The 19,172-nt window shown below is 46.0% G+C and carries 13 protein-coding genes and 2 tRNA genes; 4 read left to right on the forward strand and 11 right to left on the reverse strand.

The genetic code is table 11. The features are described from left to right. Positions 1 to 177 precede the first annotated feature (177 nt). Positions 178 to 251, forward strand: a tRNA-Arg gene (locus QNO02_RS24000). 899 nt (positions 252 to 1,150) lie between these two features. Beyond that, positions 1,151 to 2,380, forward strand: a complete 1,230-nt coding sequence (locus QNO02_RS24005) for a CynX/NimT family MFS transporter (RefSeq protein ID WP_249912908.1) — start codon at positions 1,151 to 1,153, stop codon at positions 2,378 to 2,380. A gap of 127 nt (positions 2,381 to 2,507) precedes the next feature. On the opposite strand, the gene QNO02_RS24010 is transcribed toward QNO02_RS24005, so the two are convergent. The 3 genes from QNO02_RS24010 to QNO02_RS24020 all read right to left on the reverse strand — a co-directional run bounded on the left by QNO02_RS24010 (position 2,508) and on the right by QNO02_RS24020 (position 7,996). After that, positions 2,508 to 6,467, reverse strand: coding sequence for a S8 family serine peptidase (locus QNO02_RS24010; protein WP_283945805.1), 3,960 nt, complete (start codon positions 6,465 to 6,467; stop codon positions 2,508 to 2,510). 392 nt (positions 6,468 to 6,859) lie between these two features. Continuing rightward, a complete protein-coding gene (locus tag QNO02_RS24015; protein WP_289390247.1) occupies positions 6,860 to 7,630 on the reverse strand; it encodes a class I SAM-dependent methyltransferase in 771 nt (256 codons plus the stop codon). A gap of 292 nt (positions 7,631 to 7,922) precedes the next feature. After that, a tRNA-Arg gene (locus QNO02_RS24020) sits at positions 7,923 to 7,996 on the reverse strand. Positions 7,997 to 8,472: 476 nt separating this feature from the next. On the opposite strand from QNO02_RS24020, the gene QNO02_RS24025 reads away from it, so the two are divergent. Beyond that, on the forward strand, positions 8,473 to 8,766 hold the full coding sequence (locus QNO02_RS24025) for a magnetosome magnetite crystal formation protein family (RefSeq protein ID WP_017692583.1): 294 nt from the start codon (positions 8,473 to 8,475) through the stop codon (positions 8,764 to 8,766). 165 nt (positions 8,767 to 8,931) lie between these two features. Here QNO02_RS24025 and QNO02_RS24030 read toward each other — a convergent pair whose 3' ends face one another. Beyond that, entirely contained in the window at positions 8,932 to 9,288 is a 357-nt protein-coding gene (locus QNO02_RS24030; RefSeq protein ID WP_062837823.1) for a hypothetical protein, read from the reverse strand. 29 nt (positions 9,289 to 9,317) lie between these two features. After that, positions 9,318 to 9,617 carry a hypothetical protein gene (locus QNO02_RS24035; RefSeq protein WP_017692581.1) on the reverse strand — a complete coding sequence of 100 codons (300 nt, stop codon included), beginning with the start codon at positions 9,615 to 9,617 and terminating at the stop codon, positions 9,318 to 9,320. Between the two features lie 193 nt (positions 9,618 to 9,810). On the opposite strand from QNO02_RS24035, the gene asnB reads away from it, so the two are divergent. After that, positions 9,811 to 11,655, forward strand: coding sequence for an asparagine synthase (glutamine-hydrolyzing) (asnB, locus tag QNO02_RS24040; RefSeq protein WP_249912928.1), 1,845 nt, complete (start codon positions 9,811 to 9,813; stop codon positions 11,653 to 11,655). Between the two features lie 142 nt (positions 11,656 to 11,797). On the opposite strand, the gene QNO02_RS24045 is transcribed toward asnB, so the two are convergent. The 6 genes from QNO02_RS24045 to QNO02_RS24070 all read right to left on the reverse strand — a co-directional run bounded on the left by QNO02_RS24045 (position 11,798) and on the right by QNO02_RS24070 (position 19,010). Next, positions 11,798 to 13,492, reverse strand: a complete 1,695-nt coding sequence (locus QNO02_RS24045; protein ID WP_249912906.1) for a methyl-accepting chemotaxis protein — start codon at positions 13,490 to 13,492, stop codon at positions 11,798 to 11,800. A 332-nt stretch (positions 13,493 to 13,824) separates the two neighbouring features. Further along, on the reverse strand, positions 13,825 to 14,688 hold the full coding sequence (locus tag QNO02_RS24050) for an STM4011 family radical SAM protein (RefSeq protein WP_289390248.1): 864 nt from the start codon (positions 14,686 to 14,688) through the stop codon (positions 13,825 to 13,827). Further along, entirely contained in the window at positions 14,685 to 16,073 is a 1,389-nt protein-coding gene (locus QNO02_RS24055) for an STM4012 family radical SAM protein (RefSeq protein WP_249912904.1), read from the reverse strand. The genes QNO02_RS24050 and QNO02_RS24055 overlap by 4 nt, the downstream gene beginning before the upstream one ends. A 47-nt stretch (positions 16,074 to 16,120) precedes the next feature. After that, positions 16,121 to 16,906 carry an STM4013/SEN3800 family hydrolase gene (locus QNO02_RS24060; RefSeq protein WP_289390249.1) on the reverse strand — a complete coding sequence of 262 codons (786 nt, stop codon included), beginning with the start codon at positions 16,904 to 16,906 and terminating at the stop codon, positions 16,121 to 16,123. Further along, complete coding sequence (locus QNO02_RS24065; RefSeq protein WP_289390250.1) at positions 16,899 to 18,146, reverse strand: STM4014 family protein; 1,248 nt, start codon at positions 18,144 to 18,146, stop codon at positions 16,899 to 16,901. Before QNO02_RS24065 ends, QNO02_RS24060 begins: the two co-directional genes overlap by 8 nt. A 21-nt stretch (positions 18,147 to 18,167) precedes the next feature. Continuing rightward, a complete protein-coding gene (locus tag QNO02_RS24070; protein WP_289390251.1) occupies positions 18,168 to 19,010 on the reverse strand; it encodes an STM4015 family protein in 843 nt (280 codons plus the stop codon). Positions 19,011 to 19,172: the final 162 nt, after the last annotated feature.

Consider the following 19,172-nt stretch of genomic DNA (forward strand, 5'->3'; position numbering starts at 1 on the left):
TATATTAAAACGATTGTTGATCTATTTTTGAGTTCTCCTGATATTCTAACATAACCTTAAATATAATGAAAAAAACGTTACTGCCGCCAAATATCATATACGAAAAACAGTTTAAAATAAAATGCTTGATATTCCTGTATGCATATGATAAAATCAATTTTGCTTGAAAAAATTCATGTCTCAGTAGCTCAGCTGGATAGAGCAACGCCCTTCTAAGGCGTCGGTCGGGGGTTCGAATCCCTCCTGGGACGTATAAAAAGAAAACTTCCTTCGGGAAGTTTTTTTGCGTTCTGGGGATGAGAACCCCCAAGGGTTCGTCGGAGCATTCACTTCGTTAGCACTACTTCGCAGTCTCGACTGTAAGGAGAGTATCCCTCCTGGGACGTAAAAAAGAAAACTTCCTTCGGGAAGTTTTTTTGCGTTCTGGGGATGAGAACCCCCAAGGGTTCGTCGGAGCATTCGCTTCGTTAGCAACACTTCGCAGTCTCGACTGCAAGGAGAGTATCCCTCCTGGGACGTATAAAAAGAAAACTTCCTTCGGGAAGTTTTTTTGCGTTCTGGGGATGAGAACCCCAACGGTTCGTCGGAGCATTCGCTTCGTTAGCAACACTTCGCAGTCTCGACTGCAAGGAGAGTATCCCTCCTGGGACGTATTAAAAGAAGCTTCCTTCGGGAAGCTTTTTTTGCGTTCTGGGGATGAGAACCCCGACGGTTCGTCGGAGCATTCACTTCGTTATATGCTCTATGTCGCTGCATTGGAGCGTCCGCATTTGCTCACTCTATAAGCAACACGTTGAAGAATCGATGTTCTAACGAACGCGGGACACTTTATTTGCTCCAAATTCAGCATCACTGAATTCTAACGAATCTTAGAGAGCTTATCTCACCAATTCTGGGGATTAACTCACTTATTTACACTTCATAGCCAGATTAACGTCGCTGAGGTTCGTTAGAATCTGAAAATAGCGATTTTACCCATTATAAGACCTCGTGGATTCGTTAGAGTTCACCGGCTAGTCGAGGCACCCACGGTCCATTGGGTGTTTTTTTCATTTCATTGCTCAATATTGACATAGAATGTTATGCTTACGGAGTGGATTATGTAACAATCCATACATATCAACTTCTTAGGAAACAGGAGATTTTATCAATGTCATCTTCAATACAGCAACACTCATCTATCCATACGGAGGAAGAACATTCTTCGACATCCAAAAGATTCGGCCTGTTGTTAGCAGGCATTATCGTCATCGCCGCTACCATGAGATCACCGATTACAGCAACCGGACCTGTAGTGGAGATGATCCGCTCAGATACAGGTATCGGCCATACGATGGTCGGGCTTCTGACCTCACTACCTTTGCTCGCCTTTGCAGCAGTCTCCCCCTTTGCACCACGTCTTGCCAAACGTTTAGGACTCGAATCTGCTCTGCTATTGGCTGTTATGATCGTAACCATGGGGGTGGCCTTACGCTTGTTGCCTTCCGTTCTCTCCTTATATGCAGGAACCGCAATTTTGGGGTGCGGCATTGCATTAAGCAACGTGCTTTTGCCAAGTTTGATCAAACGTGATTTTCCATTGCGGGTAGGTATCGTCACCGGATTATACTCTGTATCCATGAACATATTTGGCGCCATCGCCTCAGGTGTGAGTGTGCCCGTAGCAGGAGCCACATCTATGGGTTGGCGTGCTTCGTTAGGCATGTGGGCCTTATTGTCCATACTGGCGCTTCTCTTGTGGCTCCCCCAGATCGCCGCAGGACGTCAGCGAATGTTATTTATAGCCACACAAAGTGAAGGGACGCCTGTACGTCTACGGACCTCTTCTCTGGCCTGGTTCATTACTTTATTTATGGGTCTGCAATCTCTAATATTCTATACAACGATTACCTGGCTTCCCGAGATTCTCGCTGAGCAAGGATTCAGCCCCACCTCAGCAGGGTGGATGCTCTCCCTAATGCAGATGGTTAGTGTACCGGCTACCTTTATCGTTCCAATCCTCGCCGGCCGAACGCAAGATCAGCGTGTTCTAACTGCGATAACGTGCTCTTCTTTAATTGTCGGGTATGCTTTATTGTTAAGTGGTATCGCTTCGCTCGTTACCATCGGTGTCACGTTGGCAGGAATAGGTGCTGGAGCTTCATTTGGAATGGTAACCATGTTCTTCGTCCTTCGCACAAAAGATGCCAGACAAGCTGCCAGCCTGTCCGGAATGGCTCAGTCCTTCGGATATATGCTTGCTGCAGTGGGACCTCTACTGTTCGGCATGCTTCATGACTGGACAAAAGGATGGACCCTGCCGTTGCTAATACAGGTCATTCTGGCCGTCGCTCTGCTAATCGCAGGGATTCAGGCCAGCAAAAATAGAATGATCGGTTAGTCATATAATTCATTTATAAAAAAACAAAACGGCCTCTATCCTGCAAATCAGGATGGAGGCCGTTTATTCATAGAACAATTCCTTCATTAATTTAATCAATTTTAATCAATTTCAATGAGGAATGAACTTACTTCACTTTTACCTTAATCGTGTCTGTGCTGGTAACTCCGGCTGCGTTAATTAACTCTGCCCGATACGTATACGTGCCCGATGCTTTCCCGGACAGTGTAGTCACAGCACTTTGCGCATAAGGTGTAGCCGAACGGAGTTCTTGCGTATCGATCAACTTATCATTTTCATAGAGACGATACTCTGTAGCGTTGGTTCCCCACCACAGGTTCATAGACACCTTATAATTGCCATCGCCATCCCAGTTATCGTGAGAAAGAACCGCTTTGCCTGGCGTTGCGTTGGTAACCCGAACAGTCAACGTCTGACTACGCGTTGTTCCCTTGTCGTTAGTCAGCTCAGCCACGTACGTATACGTGCCATTGGCTTTGCCCGTGATCTTCGTCTGAGCAAACTGCGCCCACGGCGCGTTGTAAGTCAACTTTTGCGTATCAACCAAAACCCCATCCTCATATAACTTGTAGCTAGTTGCGTTCTCGCCCCACCACAGGTTCATTGTAACGATATACGCGCCCTCTGGTAAGCCGTTGCCTACCCAGTTATTGTGAGACAATACAGGTGTACCTGGGGCCTTAGTTGCCGGAGTTTCAGGTTCGGTCTCCACGGCTTCCAATTTCAGTGCCGTATTGGCTGTACCCGAAAGCCCCTGTTGGTCTTTTACTGTAAGGTCAACAGCATACTCGCCTGCTTCAATCCCCTCCAAAGGAAGGCTGAAGCTGCCATCAGCTTGTACTTCAAAGACTCCTTCTTTATAAAGCGATCCATCCTCTTTTTTCACAACATACGTTGCTTCCAGGGAAGCTGCCGGATCAAACGTGATGTCCCATCCGCTGGCAAGCGCAGGAGCTACACGGAAGTACAAGTCCTCCACGCTACCATTAAGAACAGCAGACTCATCCTCTGTGAACTCTAACGCTTCTGGTGCAGTTATAGCCGGAGCTGTCTTTTTCACCAAAAATGGCGAAGTGTCTTCCTTATAGGTTTTGCCGTCCGTACCAATGGTAGTGATGTCTACCGTATATAAACCATCCGGAATCTCAGTCACTTCATCGGTTGTGTAATCTGCATATGAGCCGTCCCAAGCAAGGTTGTATCTTGCATTGGCATTGAAGTTAAAATAGTTACCAAAGATGGAGCCGATATAACCATCTTGATAATATCCGCCTTCCGGATTAAGACCATCATAGATCTCAATCAGGGCAAATGTCATTGGATTATAGAATTCCATCGCTACATTAAGGGTATCCAACGTACCATCAGCCTTCAATGGATAGTGGAATGGATTTTTTTCAGTGCCTTTTACGGTTTCAATATATTTAACTCCAGTCAACGTAACGTTGAAATGAGCAACATATGGCACCGTAAAGGTATTGGTTCCGTTCGACAACTCGATGTATCCTTGTGCTTCTGTAGTCGCAGTAACCCCTCGTGGTACGGTGATTGTTACTGCAAGTTCTTCCTCACCATTCAGTGTGAAGGAACTCTTGTCTACCGCAACGGATACACCAGCAACATTACGAGTTGGATTCACATTTACGGTGTAATCCCCGCCACTACCATTCAGCGCTTCAACTTTAATCGTTTTGGTAATCGTCTTTTCATCTGTGCTCAGGAAATTACCGTAGTTGATGCTTCCAGTAATATTTTCTTTTTCAACAACAGAGCCACTTTCTGTGTATTGAGTTACATCAAGCACTTTGACAAAAGCAGCAGGATCGATGGTGTTTACAGCCTGAATGCGGCCAGCACCTTGATCAAATACATCAAACTTGGTTGTATCCAGCACCTTACTATTGTTCATGAGCGCAACTTTGATATCAAATGGCGTCCAGTCCGGATGTTTCTCAATCAACAGCGCAATCAGACCTGCTACATGAGGTGTAGCCATACTTGTACCTGATTTACGATCATAAGCTTGTGCGTAATCTGCATCTGGCTCATCCTTGCCGTAGGCGGGAATCGTAGACAAAATGCTTGTACCTGGTGCAACAATATCCGGTTTGATATCCAGCGTTACCTTAGCAGGTCCACGTGAACTGGATGAATTCATTTCATCGCCCGGAGTTTGAGAACGTTCAAAGTCACTAAAGCTCACTTCAACTGCTTGGCCTGCGTCCAGCTCAGCCTTGATCACATCTCCATCTTCCTTGGACATGCTCAGTGTTGGAATGAGTTCAAAGTTATCGCCCAGACTTACACCGATTGGACCCGGAATGTTGTTATATACAATAACAGCCACGGCTCCGGCCGCTTTAGCATTGGCGATTTTCTCTACAAATGCGATTTCACCACGCTCTATTAATGCCACTTTACCTGTAAAATCCTTACCTTCAAAGTCAGTTGGCTTACCCAGTGTTGCAAATTCAAGCTCATATTTCCCTGTCAAAACAGTTTCAGGATCTGCTGACAGACTCCATCCCATCAGATCCAGACGGTAAACCGACTCTGTAATAGCCAGTGGAGCTTCAGTCGGAGCAATTATAGACTCTTCTTCCACTGGAGCAGCTTCAGGAGAAGCTTCCACCGGTGCAGAAGGTGATGCAGATGGAGTATTTTCTTCCGTTGTAGCTTCTTCTACATTCGGAACTTCAACTTCGTTAGAAACTGTGTCCTCCACAGCTGCTGCACTTTCCTCATCAGCAGTTGCGGGTACACCTTGCTCTGAACTTTCAGGCCCTTCTGTTCCAGGTGCCGTCCCCAGTTCAGGAGATAGTTCAACCTCTGGCACCGGTTGTTGTTCAGGTTGTGTTTCTTCTCCTTCTTCACCAATCCAGAAGTGAGTATCAGCTGTAATCAGCTGACTAGGTCCTGTAGAGTTACCTACCGTGATAGCCATTGCAGACGCACCCGGAGAACCGAGTGTATAACGGTTAGGTCCACTGTTACCACTTGCTACAACCGCTGTCACACCAGACAACATCGCATTGTTCAGGGCAACAGAAGTGATATAACTCGGGTCGTTGGCGGCGTTACCTAATGAGAGATTGATTACGTCCATGCCATCTTCAACAGAACGATCAATTCCGCCCAGTACCCATGAGGTTTGACCACTACCATACGGTCCAAGTACACGGTAAGCATAAATATCCGCTTCTGGAGCAACACCAACAATGCCGTAGTCCCCTGCTTCACGAGCAGCAATCGTACCTGCTACGTGCGTACCGTGGGAGGTGTAATAGGCACTTCCAGTAGCATTGAACTCAGGTTCGCCCGAAGCTTTCCATTCCTGATATGTTGCTTCATACGGATCATTGTCGTTTCCAACAAAGTCCCATCCGCCTTTGTAAGCTTCCTGCAAATTAGGATGTTCATAGTCAATGCCTGTATCAATGACTCCGACTTTGATGCCATTTCCTTTGTAACCCAGATCCCATACTTCAGGTGCACCAATAAAAGGCGCTGTGTCTTTCATGTACGGGTTCACTTCATCTGTCTCTGGCGCTATTGTAACTTCAAGGTCAGGATATACACTGACCACGCCAGGTATTTGAAGCAATTGTCCCACCTGGTTTCCTTTAAGCTCAATCGCTACACCATTCAGGGCATATGCATATTCTTCCAATACTTCATGTTTGATTTTCTTCTGAGTGAGGCTATGTACAAATGACTGTTGTTGTTGCTCAACTTGAGTCACAGCCTTTGTTTCCATAGAGGAGGTAAAAGATTTTCCGGAGAGGGTTGATTCACCTTGCGCTACTGCAACAGGTTTATTGGAAAGCTCAACGATCACTCGGGTGTTCTCTCCACCCAGACCTTCCAAGCTTTTATCCAAAAATGGATCTGCGGCAAGTTTTGCTTCCCGTCCTGCAAGAATCTCTCTCCATTGTTTGGCTTCGGCCGTACTTGGTAAATTCTCAAGTTGAATACCTGAATCTGCGGGAGCGGCTCCAGCCGCGGGGAGAATAATGGAAAAGACCATCAGAACACTTAATAACGTGGATATTAATCGTTTACTCAAGGCTTTGCCCCTCCTTTTAAATGTGAATACCTCACCAAATGATGGGTTCCTGCTGTTTGTGCGTACTGCAATACACACTCCAATTTCACCACCTATCTGCAAGAAGATTGACCCTTGGTAAATTATTCTATCAAAATACCACATTTTCCTTCTAAATACTTACAAATATGATATAGAAATTACTTATATGGGTCTTGAGTACGATAAAAATATCCATTTGTAATTATTTGTCGTTTGAATATTTCATTTTTAAAATAATGCATCAAAAAAAGACCAAGAGCCTCTTTATCCGAAAGAGATTCCTGGTGTATAGGGGAAGCGTGGTTAGTATACAAAGGATCGCGATAATTCGTTTAACATCAATAAAAATTGCTACTATCGCAAAATTCTAGTTATTCTGGCTTCACGGCTTCAATACGCAGGCGCTTGTAATCGGCATAGAGAGCATCTTCTTTCCAAAGGTGAGGCTTCACGATCTGACTGGTTTCCTTGCATATTTGTTGTACCTCTTCATGACTGAGACCCTCAAAATAGTCCCCTCCAAAATGAGTCAACCAGCCTACTATACCTTGCTCACCATCTTCCAATCTGGTAAGACGGTCATAGTGATAGGCATGACGCACCACAAATCCACGTTGTTCTAAAATATAGCTATATTCTCCGATCGAAGGAAAATACCAAGGATTGCGTTCCGATGCACGAATGCCCGTGTTACGCTCCATAACCTGCTCTAATGCATTCACAATGGTCTGAACGTTCCCTTTACCACCGAATTCTGCTACAAAACGCCCTCCAGGCTTCAAAGAGTTCCATATACTATCCACCACTAATCGTGGGCTTCGCATCCAGTGCAGGGCTGCATTGGAGAAAACGGCATCATACACTCTATTTGTCACAAACTGATGACCGTCTCCTTCCACGAACTCAAGTTCAGGGAATTTCTCCCTCGCCCGACGAATCATGTCCGTCGATGCATCCATGCCGATAACTTCAGCACCGGTCAGAGAAATTTCATACGTCAAATCCCCCGTCCCACAACCCAGATCAAGAATGTTTTCCCCTTTTTGGGGTTGAAGCCAAGAGATCAGATTTTTGCCATATCCGGACACAAAAGCCAGTTTGTTGTCATACTCATCTGGTTGCCATTGATTTAATGATTTCATGAATACCACCATCGCTTTCGTTATTGATATCCTCATTGTGGCATAGAATTGTTTATTCTTTAAATATATAAATTCTATATTGTTTATAGGTATAACCAATAAAACAATTTTACCTTGAACGCAAAAAAACTTCCCGAAGGAAGTTTCTTTTTTAAGTCCCAGTAAGGATACTCTCCTTCCAGTCGAGACTGCGTTGTATTGCTATCGAAGCGAATACTCCGACGAAACATTGGGGTTCTCTTCCCTTGAACGAAGAACAAGAAGCTTCCCGAAGGAAGCTTCTTGTTCTTTACGTCCCAGGAGGGATTCGAACCCCCGACCGACGCCTTAGAAGGGCGTTGCTCTATCCAGCTGAGCTACTGAGACAAATATGTATAATAAATTTTCGGCGCGGTTCTTATTATACTCTGATTTCTATATTTTTCAATAGTTTTATAAAAAAATTAATAATTATACTTAAATACAGGTTCAGAAAGTCCGGTTTTCAGTACCGAGAAGATGGAATGAAGCTAGAAATGGAGTAGCGGAGCGTAGGCAAACTACGTGAGCAACTACAATGTTTCCGAAGGAAACATACTTCGTAAGCTTATGCTTATTAGGCTGAATTCCATATTCGATGTTGATGATGCCACTAGGCATCATTCGTAATCAAAGGCGATAAATGTACTTTACCGTGTTATTCTCATACTTCAGCCCCTTTGAGAATATGATAGCTTGAACCAGGTTATATTGAGGAGATTGATACATTTAGAGTAAGATTAACAAAACATTTTCAATGTCAGAATTGCTGGGTAATCTTTTGCATACATACATTCAATGATCCATTGAAGGAGAGAATCGTCATGAGACAACTTTTATCAGCGCTATCCTACTTTAGTATTTTCTTTGCCCCGTTCCTGTTTCCGATCATTATATGGATTGTTGCCAAGGATGATTACATTGAGGGACATGCAAAACGCGCCTTATTCTCACATGTATTCCCCTTCCTCGCTGCCATTCCGTTATTTTATTTCTTCGTAACTGCGCATAGTCTGGGTTCCGCCGTTGGGTTTGTCATTCTATTCTTTGTGATCTACGGATTAAGCTTTGTGTACAATGTGGTTAAAGGAATTCAAGTACTGCGCGAGTATGCTTGATCACACCTGATCTGACCATCGCATAACAAAACCCGCCGTTCAACAACGGCGGGTTTTTACTGTTACAGATACAGTCAGAGCAACCAGCAACAGGTCACACCTACATATAGCTCAACATCGAACTCTATCCCGCTAACACCACATCTGTTGCTGTGGCATTCCCTCTTAAGCCTGCCCAACCAGGTACCGCTGAAGTGTTGGACCCAGCAAACCAAAAGCAAACAGCTCACTCTGAAACCGAGCCTTATCTTCTTCGGCAGTAATGCCTTCGCTGTTCTCAAATGCGGTTTCTGTCGCCTCTTCAAACGCGGTATGCATATTATTGTTATACCAGTCGATCGCTGAATCGGAGTGATTGCGTACAATTCGAACAACTTCCAGCGAATTTCCGGGCTGTGTTGAGGCCACGTATACAAGTAACGACGGATCTCCGGCATTCCCAGGCTGCACTTCAACCTCTGCACAAGACAATCCATCTACCTCGGTTAATCTGCGTATTTTGGCATCTTGAATGGCATACATTCGTCATCGCTCCTTTTCCTTTGTGCTTATCATGTACTTTGTTCAATCTGGTATCGTGTCTCTGGTGTACCCAATCGGTAAATCTCCCGATATACCTGTTGTAATACCGTTTCATAAGCTCGGTTTACGGACTCCTCCGGTGTATCTGGCCATGGGAATACCATGCCAGGAAAGGCCTCTTCCTCCTTTTCCTGCATGAGGCTCAGCAGTCCCAGTAATTGCTCCGCTTCCTGCGGCGTTGCCTGAATGATCCATTCATACGATGTTACCGACGGATCCGGAATAACGGAGCGGCCCATGACAGACACATAATACTTCATACTGTCCATTGCATGTTCTCTCCTTCACAGGCATGTTGAGGCCGTTGTCCCTAGAACTAGTTTCCGAAGAGGACAGACATTTTATGCCTGCTTTCGGCATATATTTGTTACGACCTCTGACGAAAAAGACAACATTTGCTGGTTGCCAGTAACTAAGCAGCCATACGGATGAATGACTCGACCAAGAAAGGATGAACAAACCATGTGCGGTATTACCGGCTTCATACAGTGGAATCGGGATTTGACCCAGGAATCAGAGCTGCTGGTCCGTATGACGGATAGCTTGTCGAACCGGGGGCCCGACGCTTCAGGTACATGGATCTCCAATCCTTGTGCCTTTGGACATCGGCGTCTTAGTGTAATGGACCCCGAGAACGGCGCACAGCCCATGCATGCGTTACAGGGAGATACCTCCTATACCGTCGTGTATAACGGAGAACTATACAATGCACCCGAGTTGAAAAAGGAATTACTCCAGCGAGGGCATCAGTTCCGCACGCAATGTGATACGGAAGTGTTGCTCGCCTCTTATATTGAGTGGGGACCGGCATGTGTTGACCGGTTTAACGGTATTTTTGCTTTTGCCATATGGGATGGGGGACGCGAACAGGTTTTTATCGCACGAGATCGCCTTGGCGTGAAACCTCTGTTCTACAGTAATGCCAAAGACACACTCGTATTTGGATCAGAGCCCAAAGCTCTGCTCATTCACCCCGATGTGGAAGCCGCTATTGGCCCGGAAGGATTGGCCGAAGTGTTTATCGTAGGTCCTGCACGGACACCAGGACACGGCGTATACTCTTCACTAAGCGAACTCAAGCCTGCGCACGCGCTGATCTATAACCGAAACGGGATCCGAACCTATGCCTACTGGAAACTGGAAAGCCAGAATCACGAACATAACCTGGAAGAGACGGCAGCCGAGGTGCGAACTCTCTTGCAAGATACACTGGAGCGCCAGTTGGCTTCGGATGTTCCGGTATGCTCTCTTTTATCAGGAGGACTGGACTCCAGTGCCTTGTCTGCATTAGCCGTGGATTATTACAACCGGACCGGGCAAGGCCAAGTCAGCACGTATTCTGTCGATTATGTGGATAACGCCAAGCATTTCCAGGCGCATTCCTTTCAGCCGGGTGCAGATGGTCCCTGGATTAAGCGAATGGTGGATGAACTCAAGACCGACCATCACTGGATTGAGATTGAGAACGGAGAACTGGTTCATGCACTGACACAGGCCATGCTAGTAAGGGATCTGCCAGGTATGGCAGATGTAGACTCCTCGCTCTATTTGTTCTGTAAAGAAATCAAAAAAGGAGCCACGGTTGCCATTTCAGGCGAAGCAGCGGATGAAGTGTTTGGCGGTTACCCCTGGTTCCATCGAGAAGATATGTTGAACTCCGGTACGTTTCCGTGGTCTGTAGCGCCTGATATGCGAGCCGCGTTGTTATCCCCGGACATTCGGGAATGGATTCGGCCACTCGATTATTTGGCAGACCGCTATTCGGATGCAGTGGCTGAAGTGCCTCTGTTGGATGGGGAAACAGGTAAAGCAGCACAAATGCGTGTGATGTCCTATCTGAACATCACACGTTTCATGCCTACACTTCTGGATCGCAAAGACCGGATGAGCATGGGGGCAGGATTGGAAGTACGGGTACCTTACTGTGACCATCGTCTGATCCAGTATGTGTTTAACATCCCGTGGGAAATGAAAATAACCGGCGGGCGGGAAAAAGGTATTCTGCGTAAAGCGCTCGAAGGTGTCCTGCCTGACGATGTGTTATATCGCAAAAAGAGTCCATACCCGAAAACACATAATCCGCAATATCTGGCCGCGGTCAAACAGCAGGTACTTGATATCCTGGATGATCCCACATCACCTATTTTGCCTTTGATCGACAAAACTCAGATCCGCAATCTTGCGTCTTCACCGGATGCAGCTTCCAACCTCCCCTGGTTCGGACAGTTAATGTCAGGGCCACAGTTATTTGCATATCTGACTCAGATCAATACCTGGTTGCGGACATATAAAGTCGCTATTCGTTAAAATGACCCACTGATCGCTACTTCACCAAAAAAGGGGTGCCAGGAGAACAGCATAACTGTTGTTCTCTTGGGCACCCACTTGTTTTACATACACGATATGATCGTTCATAAATATTGAACTTCACCCAGAAGTATACCCATGATTACACCTTAAATCGACTGACGGACTCCTGTAACTCTTCCGCCATAGAGGAAAGGTCATTAGCCGCCGAAGCGATTTCCTGCATGGCAGACAGTTGTTCCTCGGACGTTGCGCTGACTTCCTCTGTTCCGGCAGCTGCATTCTCTGTTACTTCCATGATAGTCTTCATGGACACATTGATCTGCTCCACACCCGCCGCCATTTGTTCAATGGATGCAGATACCTCCTGAGTCTGACCTGCGACATTGCTGACAGCTTCACGAATCTCCTCAAAGATACCTCCCGCTTTACGGACAAGTTCTATACCTTCCTGAACCTCAGCGTTTACTTCTCCCATGGATTGTGATGCATTATTCATCCCTTTGCGTATAGCAGCTACGAGTACACTAATCTGTTCCGCTGATTTCGCAGATTGATCAGACAGCTTGCGCACCTCGGTAGCAACCACCTCGAATCCACGCCCATGCTCCCCTGCTCTTGCCGCTTCAATAGCCGCATTAAGAGACAGCAGATTGGTTTGTGCCGATATTTCGGAGATACTTTCAACCATGGATCCAATCTCATCGGAATGATTACCCAGTTCTTCAATAACCGTAGCAAGTACACGTACAGTCTGATGAATCGAGTTCATCTGCTCAACAGCCGATTGAACTGCATCATTACCAGTTATGGTTTTTGCTGACGCATTGGTTGCTTCATCCGACATATTTTGTGTATTCTCTGTCATCTGCTGGAAGCCTGTGGACAATTCACTAATCGTATGAAATCCGTCTCCAACCATACTCACTTGCGTATCCATACCCGTAGCAATCTCTTCCATCGTCGTAGCTACCTGTTCGGTCGCTGTCGCCGTTTGCTCTGTACTTGCCGTTAATTCCTCAGATGAAGCAGCTACCCGATCCGCATTATGACCCACCTGATGGATTAAATGACGCAAGTTGTCCATCATTTTGTTGAAGGATTCCGCCAGTTCTCCGATCTCATCCCGATTACGAACAACAATCGCCTCACCCGTCAGGTCCCCATCAGCAATTCGGCTTGCAGCCCTTGCAACATGTGCAACCGGTTTGGATATGATTCTCCCCATGATCAAAGCAATTACCACGCCTAAAACGATCGAGACAATACCAATAATTATGATTAAACGAAGCACTGTTTGAATGAGTTGATTGGCATTAACAATGCCGGTGTCCAACGAGTTTTGTTGATGTTGTTCCATGGCCGTTACCGTTTCTTCAAATCCGGATATAATCGTTGGACCTGTCTCTAACAGCATCCTTGTGATTTCGCCAGTTTCCCCTTGTCTCTTCAACTCGATGACATTCTGTCCAAAGGCATAATATTCCTCCGCACTGCGGTCTGAACGATCCAGATAATCAATCATCGTTGGGGTTTGTATCCCTGATCTTAATTCTTCGCTTGTTTTACGGTAATCTTCATAAAAAGACTTGAATTGTTGCTCGCTTTGATCATTCTCTTCCGTCACAAAATTCCGTAAAGCAACCTGCTGGGATTTCACATCAATGATCATATTTTTGATAATGAGCAGTTTCGCGGTTCGCTCCCGGATTAAATCTGTAAACGTTTTCTCAACCGATACAAACTGAGTATATGAGATGATTACAACGGCCACCAATAACAGCAGTACAGAACCAAAACCTAAAAGCAACTTCCTACTAATGGATACTCTTTTCATTTCATTTCCCCCATACGTTTCAATGTATTTCAATCATGAATTATGTAGTCAGTCTAAATGCTAAAATTCTCCCTCCTTTTTATTCAATTAAAAATGGATAAATATGAGAATAATTAAAATAGGTTAGCATATTGCGCAATCAAATATAGGTCTATAGTATCTACCCATACTATAATTTAGGTTTTTATACATAACCAACCGACAATATACTACATCTCTTTTATCCTAAATTACACATTTTGAATCGTTAGACTAAAATAAAAAAAAGACTTTACCCAGCAGTACCTACTGGTGTAAAGTCTTTATCGTTTTCAGCGCATTTCAATTCAAAATTACCGATTGATCAATACCGGATTTCGTTCAAGCAGCCCGCTACCAAAGGTTTCTCTGAATGGGGAATCCTCCATATGGATATAACCGATGTAACAGCCACATTTTTTCATGCGACAAGGCCGATCAGCGGCCAAAGCCTGCAAACCATCGCGATATAGATGTCCGATGATCCGGCGATCCTTGTAACACCTCTTCACATGCCCTGACCCTTGTACATAAAACACTTCCGAACCGGCAGCACATCGTTTGCCCAAGCTCTCATAATCCTGCAGATTACCTTCAAAAAGCGGATCAAGCCCACGTAAAAACTGAATCTCTTCCGGCGTGTAATACTTGGGTCGATCTTTGAAGGCATTTACCCACATATACACATCATCCGGCAAAGCCTGTCTCATGGACTCAATTGCGGGGAAAGCACTACGGAGTCCGACAGTACCGACACTAAAAGCAAGTCCCATCTGACGCAAGGTCAGACATTGTTTTACAAAAGAAGCCTCTTTTGTCTCACGAGGATGATACGTCGCCCAAAAGGCTGCTTTATTCGCATCCAGCTCCCTCGCCCAATCCAGTTTGACGGACAGGTTGGTTTGAATTGCAACTTTATCCACATGTGGCATATGTGACAGCTCTACCATCGCTTCCCGGTACCAACGACGTACCAAAGCTTCACCGTAAGGATTGAAAAAAATCGAAAATTGGTGCCCCTCAACTTCCTGCTCCCTCACCCAGTTCACAAATTGACGCAATTGTTGTTCATCCACTTCCAACGTCTCTTTGGAGTCCACCGTTTTGCTAAAAGGGCAGTATGGACAGTCGTAATTACAGGAAGACAACTTCCCCCGATAATACAAAGTCGCTCTCATGAGAAAACAAACCCTTCCATCTGTTCACGAATTTCGGCAGATATAAGCCAATCTCCAATCGCATCGGAGTAACCCAGTCCTTCTTCTGTCAGACGCAGCACCTGCTTGCCCTCATCGCTCTCCAACTCCGCCATGCCCTCGGTCAAAAGTTCAGCCAACCAGACATAGTCGGACATCACATCGGTACCAAAGCGCTGTTGGTAGTCAGACAACGTCAATCCCTCGCGATGCAGCAAGGCTTTCAGAATAAAGCGACGTCTCTGTTCCTCACGGCTTAACACGATGCCATAATCCGCCACATCGTAGCGCTCAGTTGCTACATAATCGGCAATGATGCTTTGTGTGGCCTTGTAACTCACGCCATACTTGGAAGCATAATGTACTTCACTCGTATAAGAGCGTGCGCCACATCCCAGACCAACCATGCCCTCCTCCTGACAGCTATAAGGCAGAAGCACTTTGGAGGACGACTGTTCCTTGGCAAATCTGCGCATCGAATATTGCACATAACCTTTACTTTTTAAAGTCTCACGTGCAGCTTTATACAGTTCCATCCGGATGTCAGGTCCCTGACGGCGAATATCATCAGGCTTCACGATTGTATTTTCCCGTGTATACAAGGGATAGATAAAGATTTCGCCCGGTTCGTAGGCCAGAACTCTTTCCAATGAATAGATCCACGATTCAACCGTTTGCCCTGGCAGACCATAGATCAGATCCAGATTTAACAATGGGAAATCATACCGAGTAAGCTTCTCAAGCGCTCGTTCGACCTCCTGCGGTTTTTGCGGACGATAGATGGCAGATGCTTCAGCTTCAATAAAACTCTGGATGCCCATGCTAATACGATCCACACTTCGTTCCTTCATAATGGCCAGCTTGGCTTCCGTAACGGTATCCGGCGACGTTTCCACCGAAATCGATGCTTTCGCAGGGTCCAGCCCCATCACATGTTCGGCAATATCAAACAGACGATTCAACTGAACCTCATTCAATAATGTAGGCGTTCCTCCACCAATCGCAAACCGCGAATACGGTCTCCGAGATGTAATGGGTGCCCACTGCTTCGCCTGACGCTCCAGTGCATCCACATAGCGTTCATGCGTATCATCCCGTCGATCCGGCAGTGTGAACAGATTACAGAATCCGCAACGAGCAGCGCAAAAGGGAATATGCATATATAAAAAATACGTATCGGTATTTTCTCGTTCCCACAGTGGCCCCAACGGCAGTGGTGGGTCAAGCTCCCGATAGGCGGTCTTGTGCGGGTACGAGTATAAGTAAGAACGATAAGGGAATGCCAATACTTCACTGAGACCTGTAGCTATATTGGATCCGGACTGTGTGGAATGGCCTGTTGTTGTATGTTGTAAATGTTTCTCCATCGGTTTCCTCCTGTCTCCGGTTGTTGTCCTCATAAGATCAATACACACTATACTAAAAATTCACGGTAAGGCACCGTCCAGACGACATCATGCGCAAGCCGGTGTCCTTGATACCCGTCTTCACCGTAAGCTGTACCATGATCGGAAAAAGCTAGGCAATACGCAGGCCGGGCGCGTTTCCTCATCGCCTCGAACAATGGACCAAGAGCCTCATCTACATATCGAAGTGCAGCTCGCTGAGTCTCCACCGAGTCCTCCTTGGCTCCTTCTACAAAGTAACGATTGGGACCATGAATGGCAGACACGTTCAAAAACATAAATATCTTTTCATCCGGCGCTGTCTGTTCAAGCAGCTTTAATGCATGCTTTACCTGATGTTCTGTCGATTTGGGGTTGGTTACCCCAAAGTTCATTCGCCAGTAGCTCTGTTGGAAATAACCGGGCAATACTTTCGCAAGCGGGTTTTTTTTCGTAAAAAAGATGACGCCGCCAATACAGATTGTACGGTAACCTTCAGCTGCGAACCCGGATACGATATCCGGTGTATCAAACAACCAGGTGTGCGGATGTGTCTTGAGCCCAGTATTCCGGGAATGAAATAGCCTTACATGAGATGCCTTATCTGTATTGGCAGGAGTCGGCATAAAACCACCAAAAAAAGCATGGTGCGCTGCATATGTAAAACTGCCCGGGGTATGACGTTTCTCCCACGGACCCGAACCACACAGATTAGGACAATTTTTCTCTTCCAGCTTGGCTACGTCATATCGTAACGTATCCAGCGTAATCATTAACAGATCATGGGAGCCCACAATGGTGTTCATATCAGGCATGTTGAATAGGCTCCTTTCGTAAAAGTTCCATTTCCCACTCGTAGGTTCCGAGGCCATGGTGCTCAACCCTGTATAACAGATCTCCAAACGGATTCACATCCAGCACATAGGCACGCGGATTTGGACCACTCGTAAGCATCACATCAATCCCGGCTGACCACGAGTTGGGAAATGCAGACATCGCTGCTTGCGCCGCCGACCGAACCAGCGACATCCGCTGTTCATCCAGTCCTGCTTCAGCAGGCAGCATACGTTCATTACGCAGATGCAGATTGGTAATTGGCGTATGGCTCAACCGCATAATCGCATGACCTGCCTGTCCACCCGCAACCAATTGGCGAATATCATAGGCCCGTTGATCAAGCGTGGCTTTGGGCATCCATCGTTCAATCTGTGCACCTTCTGCACATAACCAGTTCATCAGCGTAGCAATCTCTTCACTGCGGGTATACTTGCGTAGACGTCCTTCATTGAAGAAAATTGTCTTGCCCTGTATCTGTTCGATCCCCATCGTTGTTACAGCGATCTCATCACCCGTTCGGGGATTGACTTGATAGGCAACAACTCCTGAAGCCCCGGAGCCGCACGCAAGCTTCACAAACACACGATGCATCTCGGCAGCCTTCATTGAGGCACACAAGTCCGTATAATTGCGGATTGGCTGCGAAGATTGAAGCGCCGGAGGTACATCAACTCCATGTGAAGATAGATGCTGCTGACATACTCTCTTGTCAAACATCAATTGGATATCGGCGGGATCATTCATAAATCGGCCTCCAGGCCATATTTCCCGAGTCTCACGGCTGATTCGATCCAAACATGCTTTCCAGCCGCGGAACCACTGAGCAGTGGCGTAGATCCTTCCCCACTCCTGTTCCAGCGCAAGTACCTGCTCTGCGGAGAATGCTTCTGCACCCATTCCATCTGTTAAGGGTGACGTATCGTTCATAGCTCCAAGGAACAACAATTCACGCTCTACTTCCCAATCCTCACCAGGAGCATCAATGCGAATCAGGGGTGTAGGCAGATTGAAATCAACTGTATCAGCGATCGTTCGTCCCTGTCTCCAGTTCTGGAGCAATTGGGCATAAGGCAATACAACGGCAGGTTTCAAACCTAATCTATGCCTGGCCTCTTGCATCCCTTGCGTTCTTCGGTTATTAGGGTTTCCAATCAACAATAAGGGCTGATCTTGCGTTGGATCAGGTATACCTATTGGTTGATGCATGCTTTCTTTCATTTCCGTAACACCTGACATCATCTATTCCGTTAACGACGGGTAACGCCAGTCATCCTCATCACTCTGTTGCTGGTCGCTAACATCTACAGATATACCCGATTGGTTCCAGCGAAGGATCATTTCATTGGTCATGTAATGGTAACTTAGATCGAGATGTTTCAGTTTCTTGATTTTGTCACTGGCAAGCAAGGCCTCAGCCCCTTCATCGGACAACGTTCCTTGCGATAGATCCAGTATTTCAAGTTGATCCAGAATAGGTGCTTGAGCTGCTGCTTTGGCAATCTCATCCTGAATTTCACTGTCTTTCAGCCCCAAGTAAACCAGCTTTGGAAATAATCCTTTTTCTAGCAAAGGGAGTACATCTTCAAGTGATCCATCAAAACCATAATTATCCACACCCAAGTACAGTTCCAGTTTACGCAATTCAGGCAATTCAGCGTGGGTGATTGAAGATAACACTTCTTTCGGGAGACCACCACAAATAATAATCAGTTCTTCAAGCTTGGCATGCTGGAGTGGTTCCAGACTAAGATCGCTACTACCCATTACAGAGAATGATTTTAACTCTGGAAAAGCACACAACAACGGTGTGAGATTCGTCTGGATAATCCATGATACTTCACATTCTTCGAATCCCATTTCTCCAATAAACAGTTTCTTCAATGACGGAAAGCTTGGAGCCGACTCGACGAGCGCACCCATGAACTCATCAGGCGAATTTTCATAAGCCTGTCCCCAATCTCCGATGACCAGACTTTCCAATGAGCTGGCCTCCGGTTTAGCCGCCAGTTCCTTGATTAATTTTTCCATACGAATGCCGTCCTCATAATCATCGTAGGATACAACAAGCTTCACTTCTTGCATGAGCAAATCCCTCCGTTTAAGGTTCATATATGATTCGTTAATTTGAATGTTAACCCATACCACACAAGGCTTGCAACTTCTTCCAACTCCAGTCCCAATGAGATTCCCAATCGTGCAATGTAAACCAATTTGTATGTAGGTACAAGAACATACGTTCTATAT

The organism is Paenibacillus sp. PK1-4R (assembly GCF_030369595.1).
Taxonomy (GTDB): domain Bacteria; phylum Bacillota; class Bacilli; order Paenibacillales; family Paenibacillaceae; genus Paenibacillus.

What these genes read in the sequence shown, in the direction of transcription:
- QNO02_RS24065 (WP_289390250.1), bottom strand. Translation starts at nt 18,146, where the DNA reads ATGAAAGAAAGCATGCATCAACCAATAGGTATACCTGATCCAACGCAA.
- QNO02_RS24035 (WP_017692581.1), bottom strand. Translation starts at nt 9,617, where the DNA reads ATGGACAGTATGAAGTATTATGTGTCTGTCATGGGCCGCTCCGTTATT.
- QNO02_RS24055 (WP_249912904.1), bottom strand. Translation starts at nt 16,073, where the DNA reads ATGGAGAAACATTTACAACATACAACAACAGGCCATTCCACACAGTCC.
- QNO02_RS24060 (WP_289390249.1), bottom strand. Translation starts at nt 16,906, where the DNA reads ATGCCTGATATGAACACCATTGTGGGCTCCCATGATCTGTTAATGATT.
- QNO02_RS24005 (WP_249912908.1), top strand. Translation starts at nt 1,151, where the DNA reads ATGTCATCTTCAATACAGCAACACTCATCTATCCATACGGAGGAAGAA.
- QNO02_RS24045 (WP_249912906.1), bottom strand. Translation starts at nt 13,492, where the DNA reads ATGAAAAGAGTATCCATTAGTAGGAAGTTGCTTTTAGGTTTTGGTTCT.
- QNO02_RS24025 (WP_017692583.1), top strand. Translation starts at nt 8,473, where the DNA reads ATGAGACAACTTTTATCAGCGCTATCCTACTTTAGTATTTTCTTTGCC.
- QNO02_RS24050 (WP_289390248.1), bottom strand. Translation starts at nt 14,688, where the DNA reads ATGAGAGCGACTTTGTATTATCGGGGGAAGTTGTCTTCCTGTAATTAC.
- asnB (WP_249912928.1), top strand. Translation starts at nt 9,811, where the DNA reads ATGTGCGGTATTACCGGCTTCATACAGTGGAATCGGGATTTGACCCAG.
- QNO02_RS24015 (WP_289390247.1), bottom strand. Translation starts at nt 7,630, where the DNA reads ATGAAATCATTAAATCAATGGCAACCAGATGAGTATGACAACAAACTG.
- QNO02_RS24070 (WP_289390251.1), bottom strand. Translation starts at nt 19,010, where the DNA reads ATGCAAGAAGTGAAGCTTGTTGTATCCTACGATGATTATGAGGACGGC.
- QNO02_RS24030 (WP_062837823.1), bottom strand. Translation starts at nt 9,288, where the DNA reads ATGTATGCCATTCAAGATGCCAAAATACGCAGATTAACCGAGGTAGAT.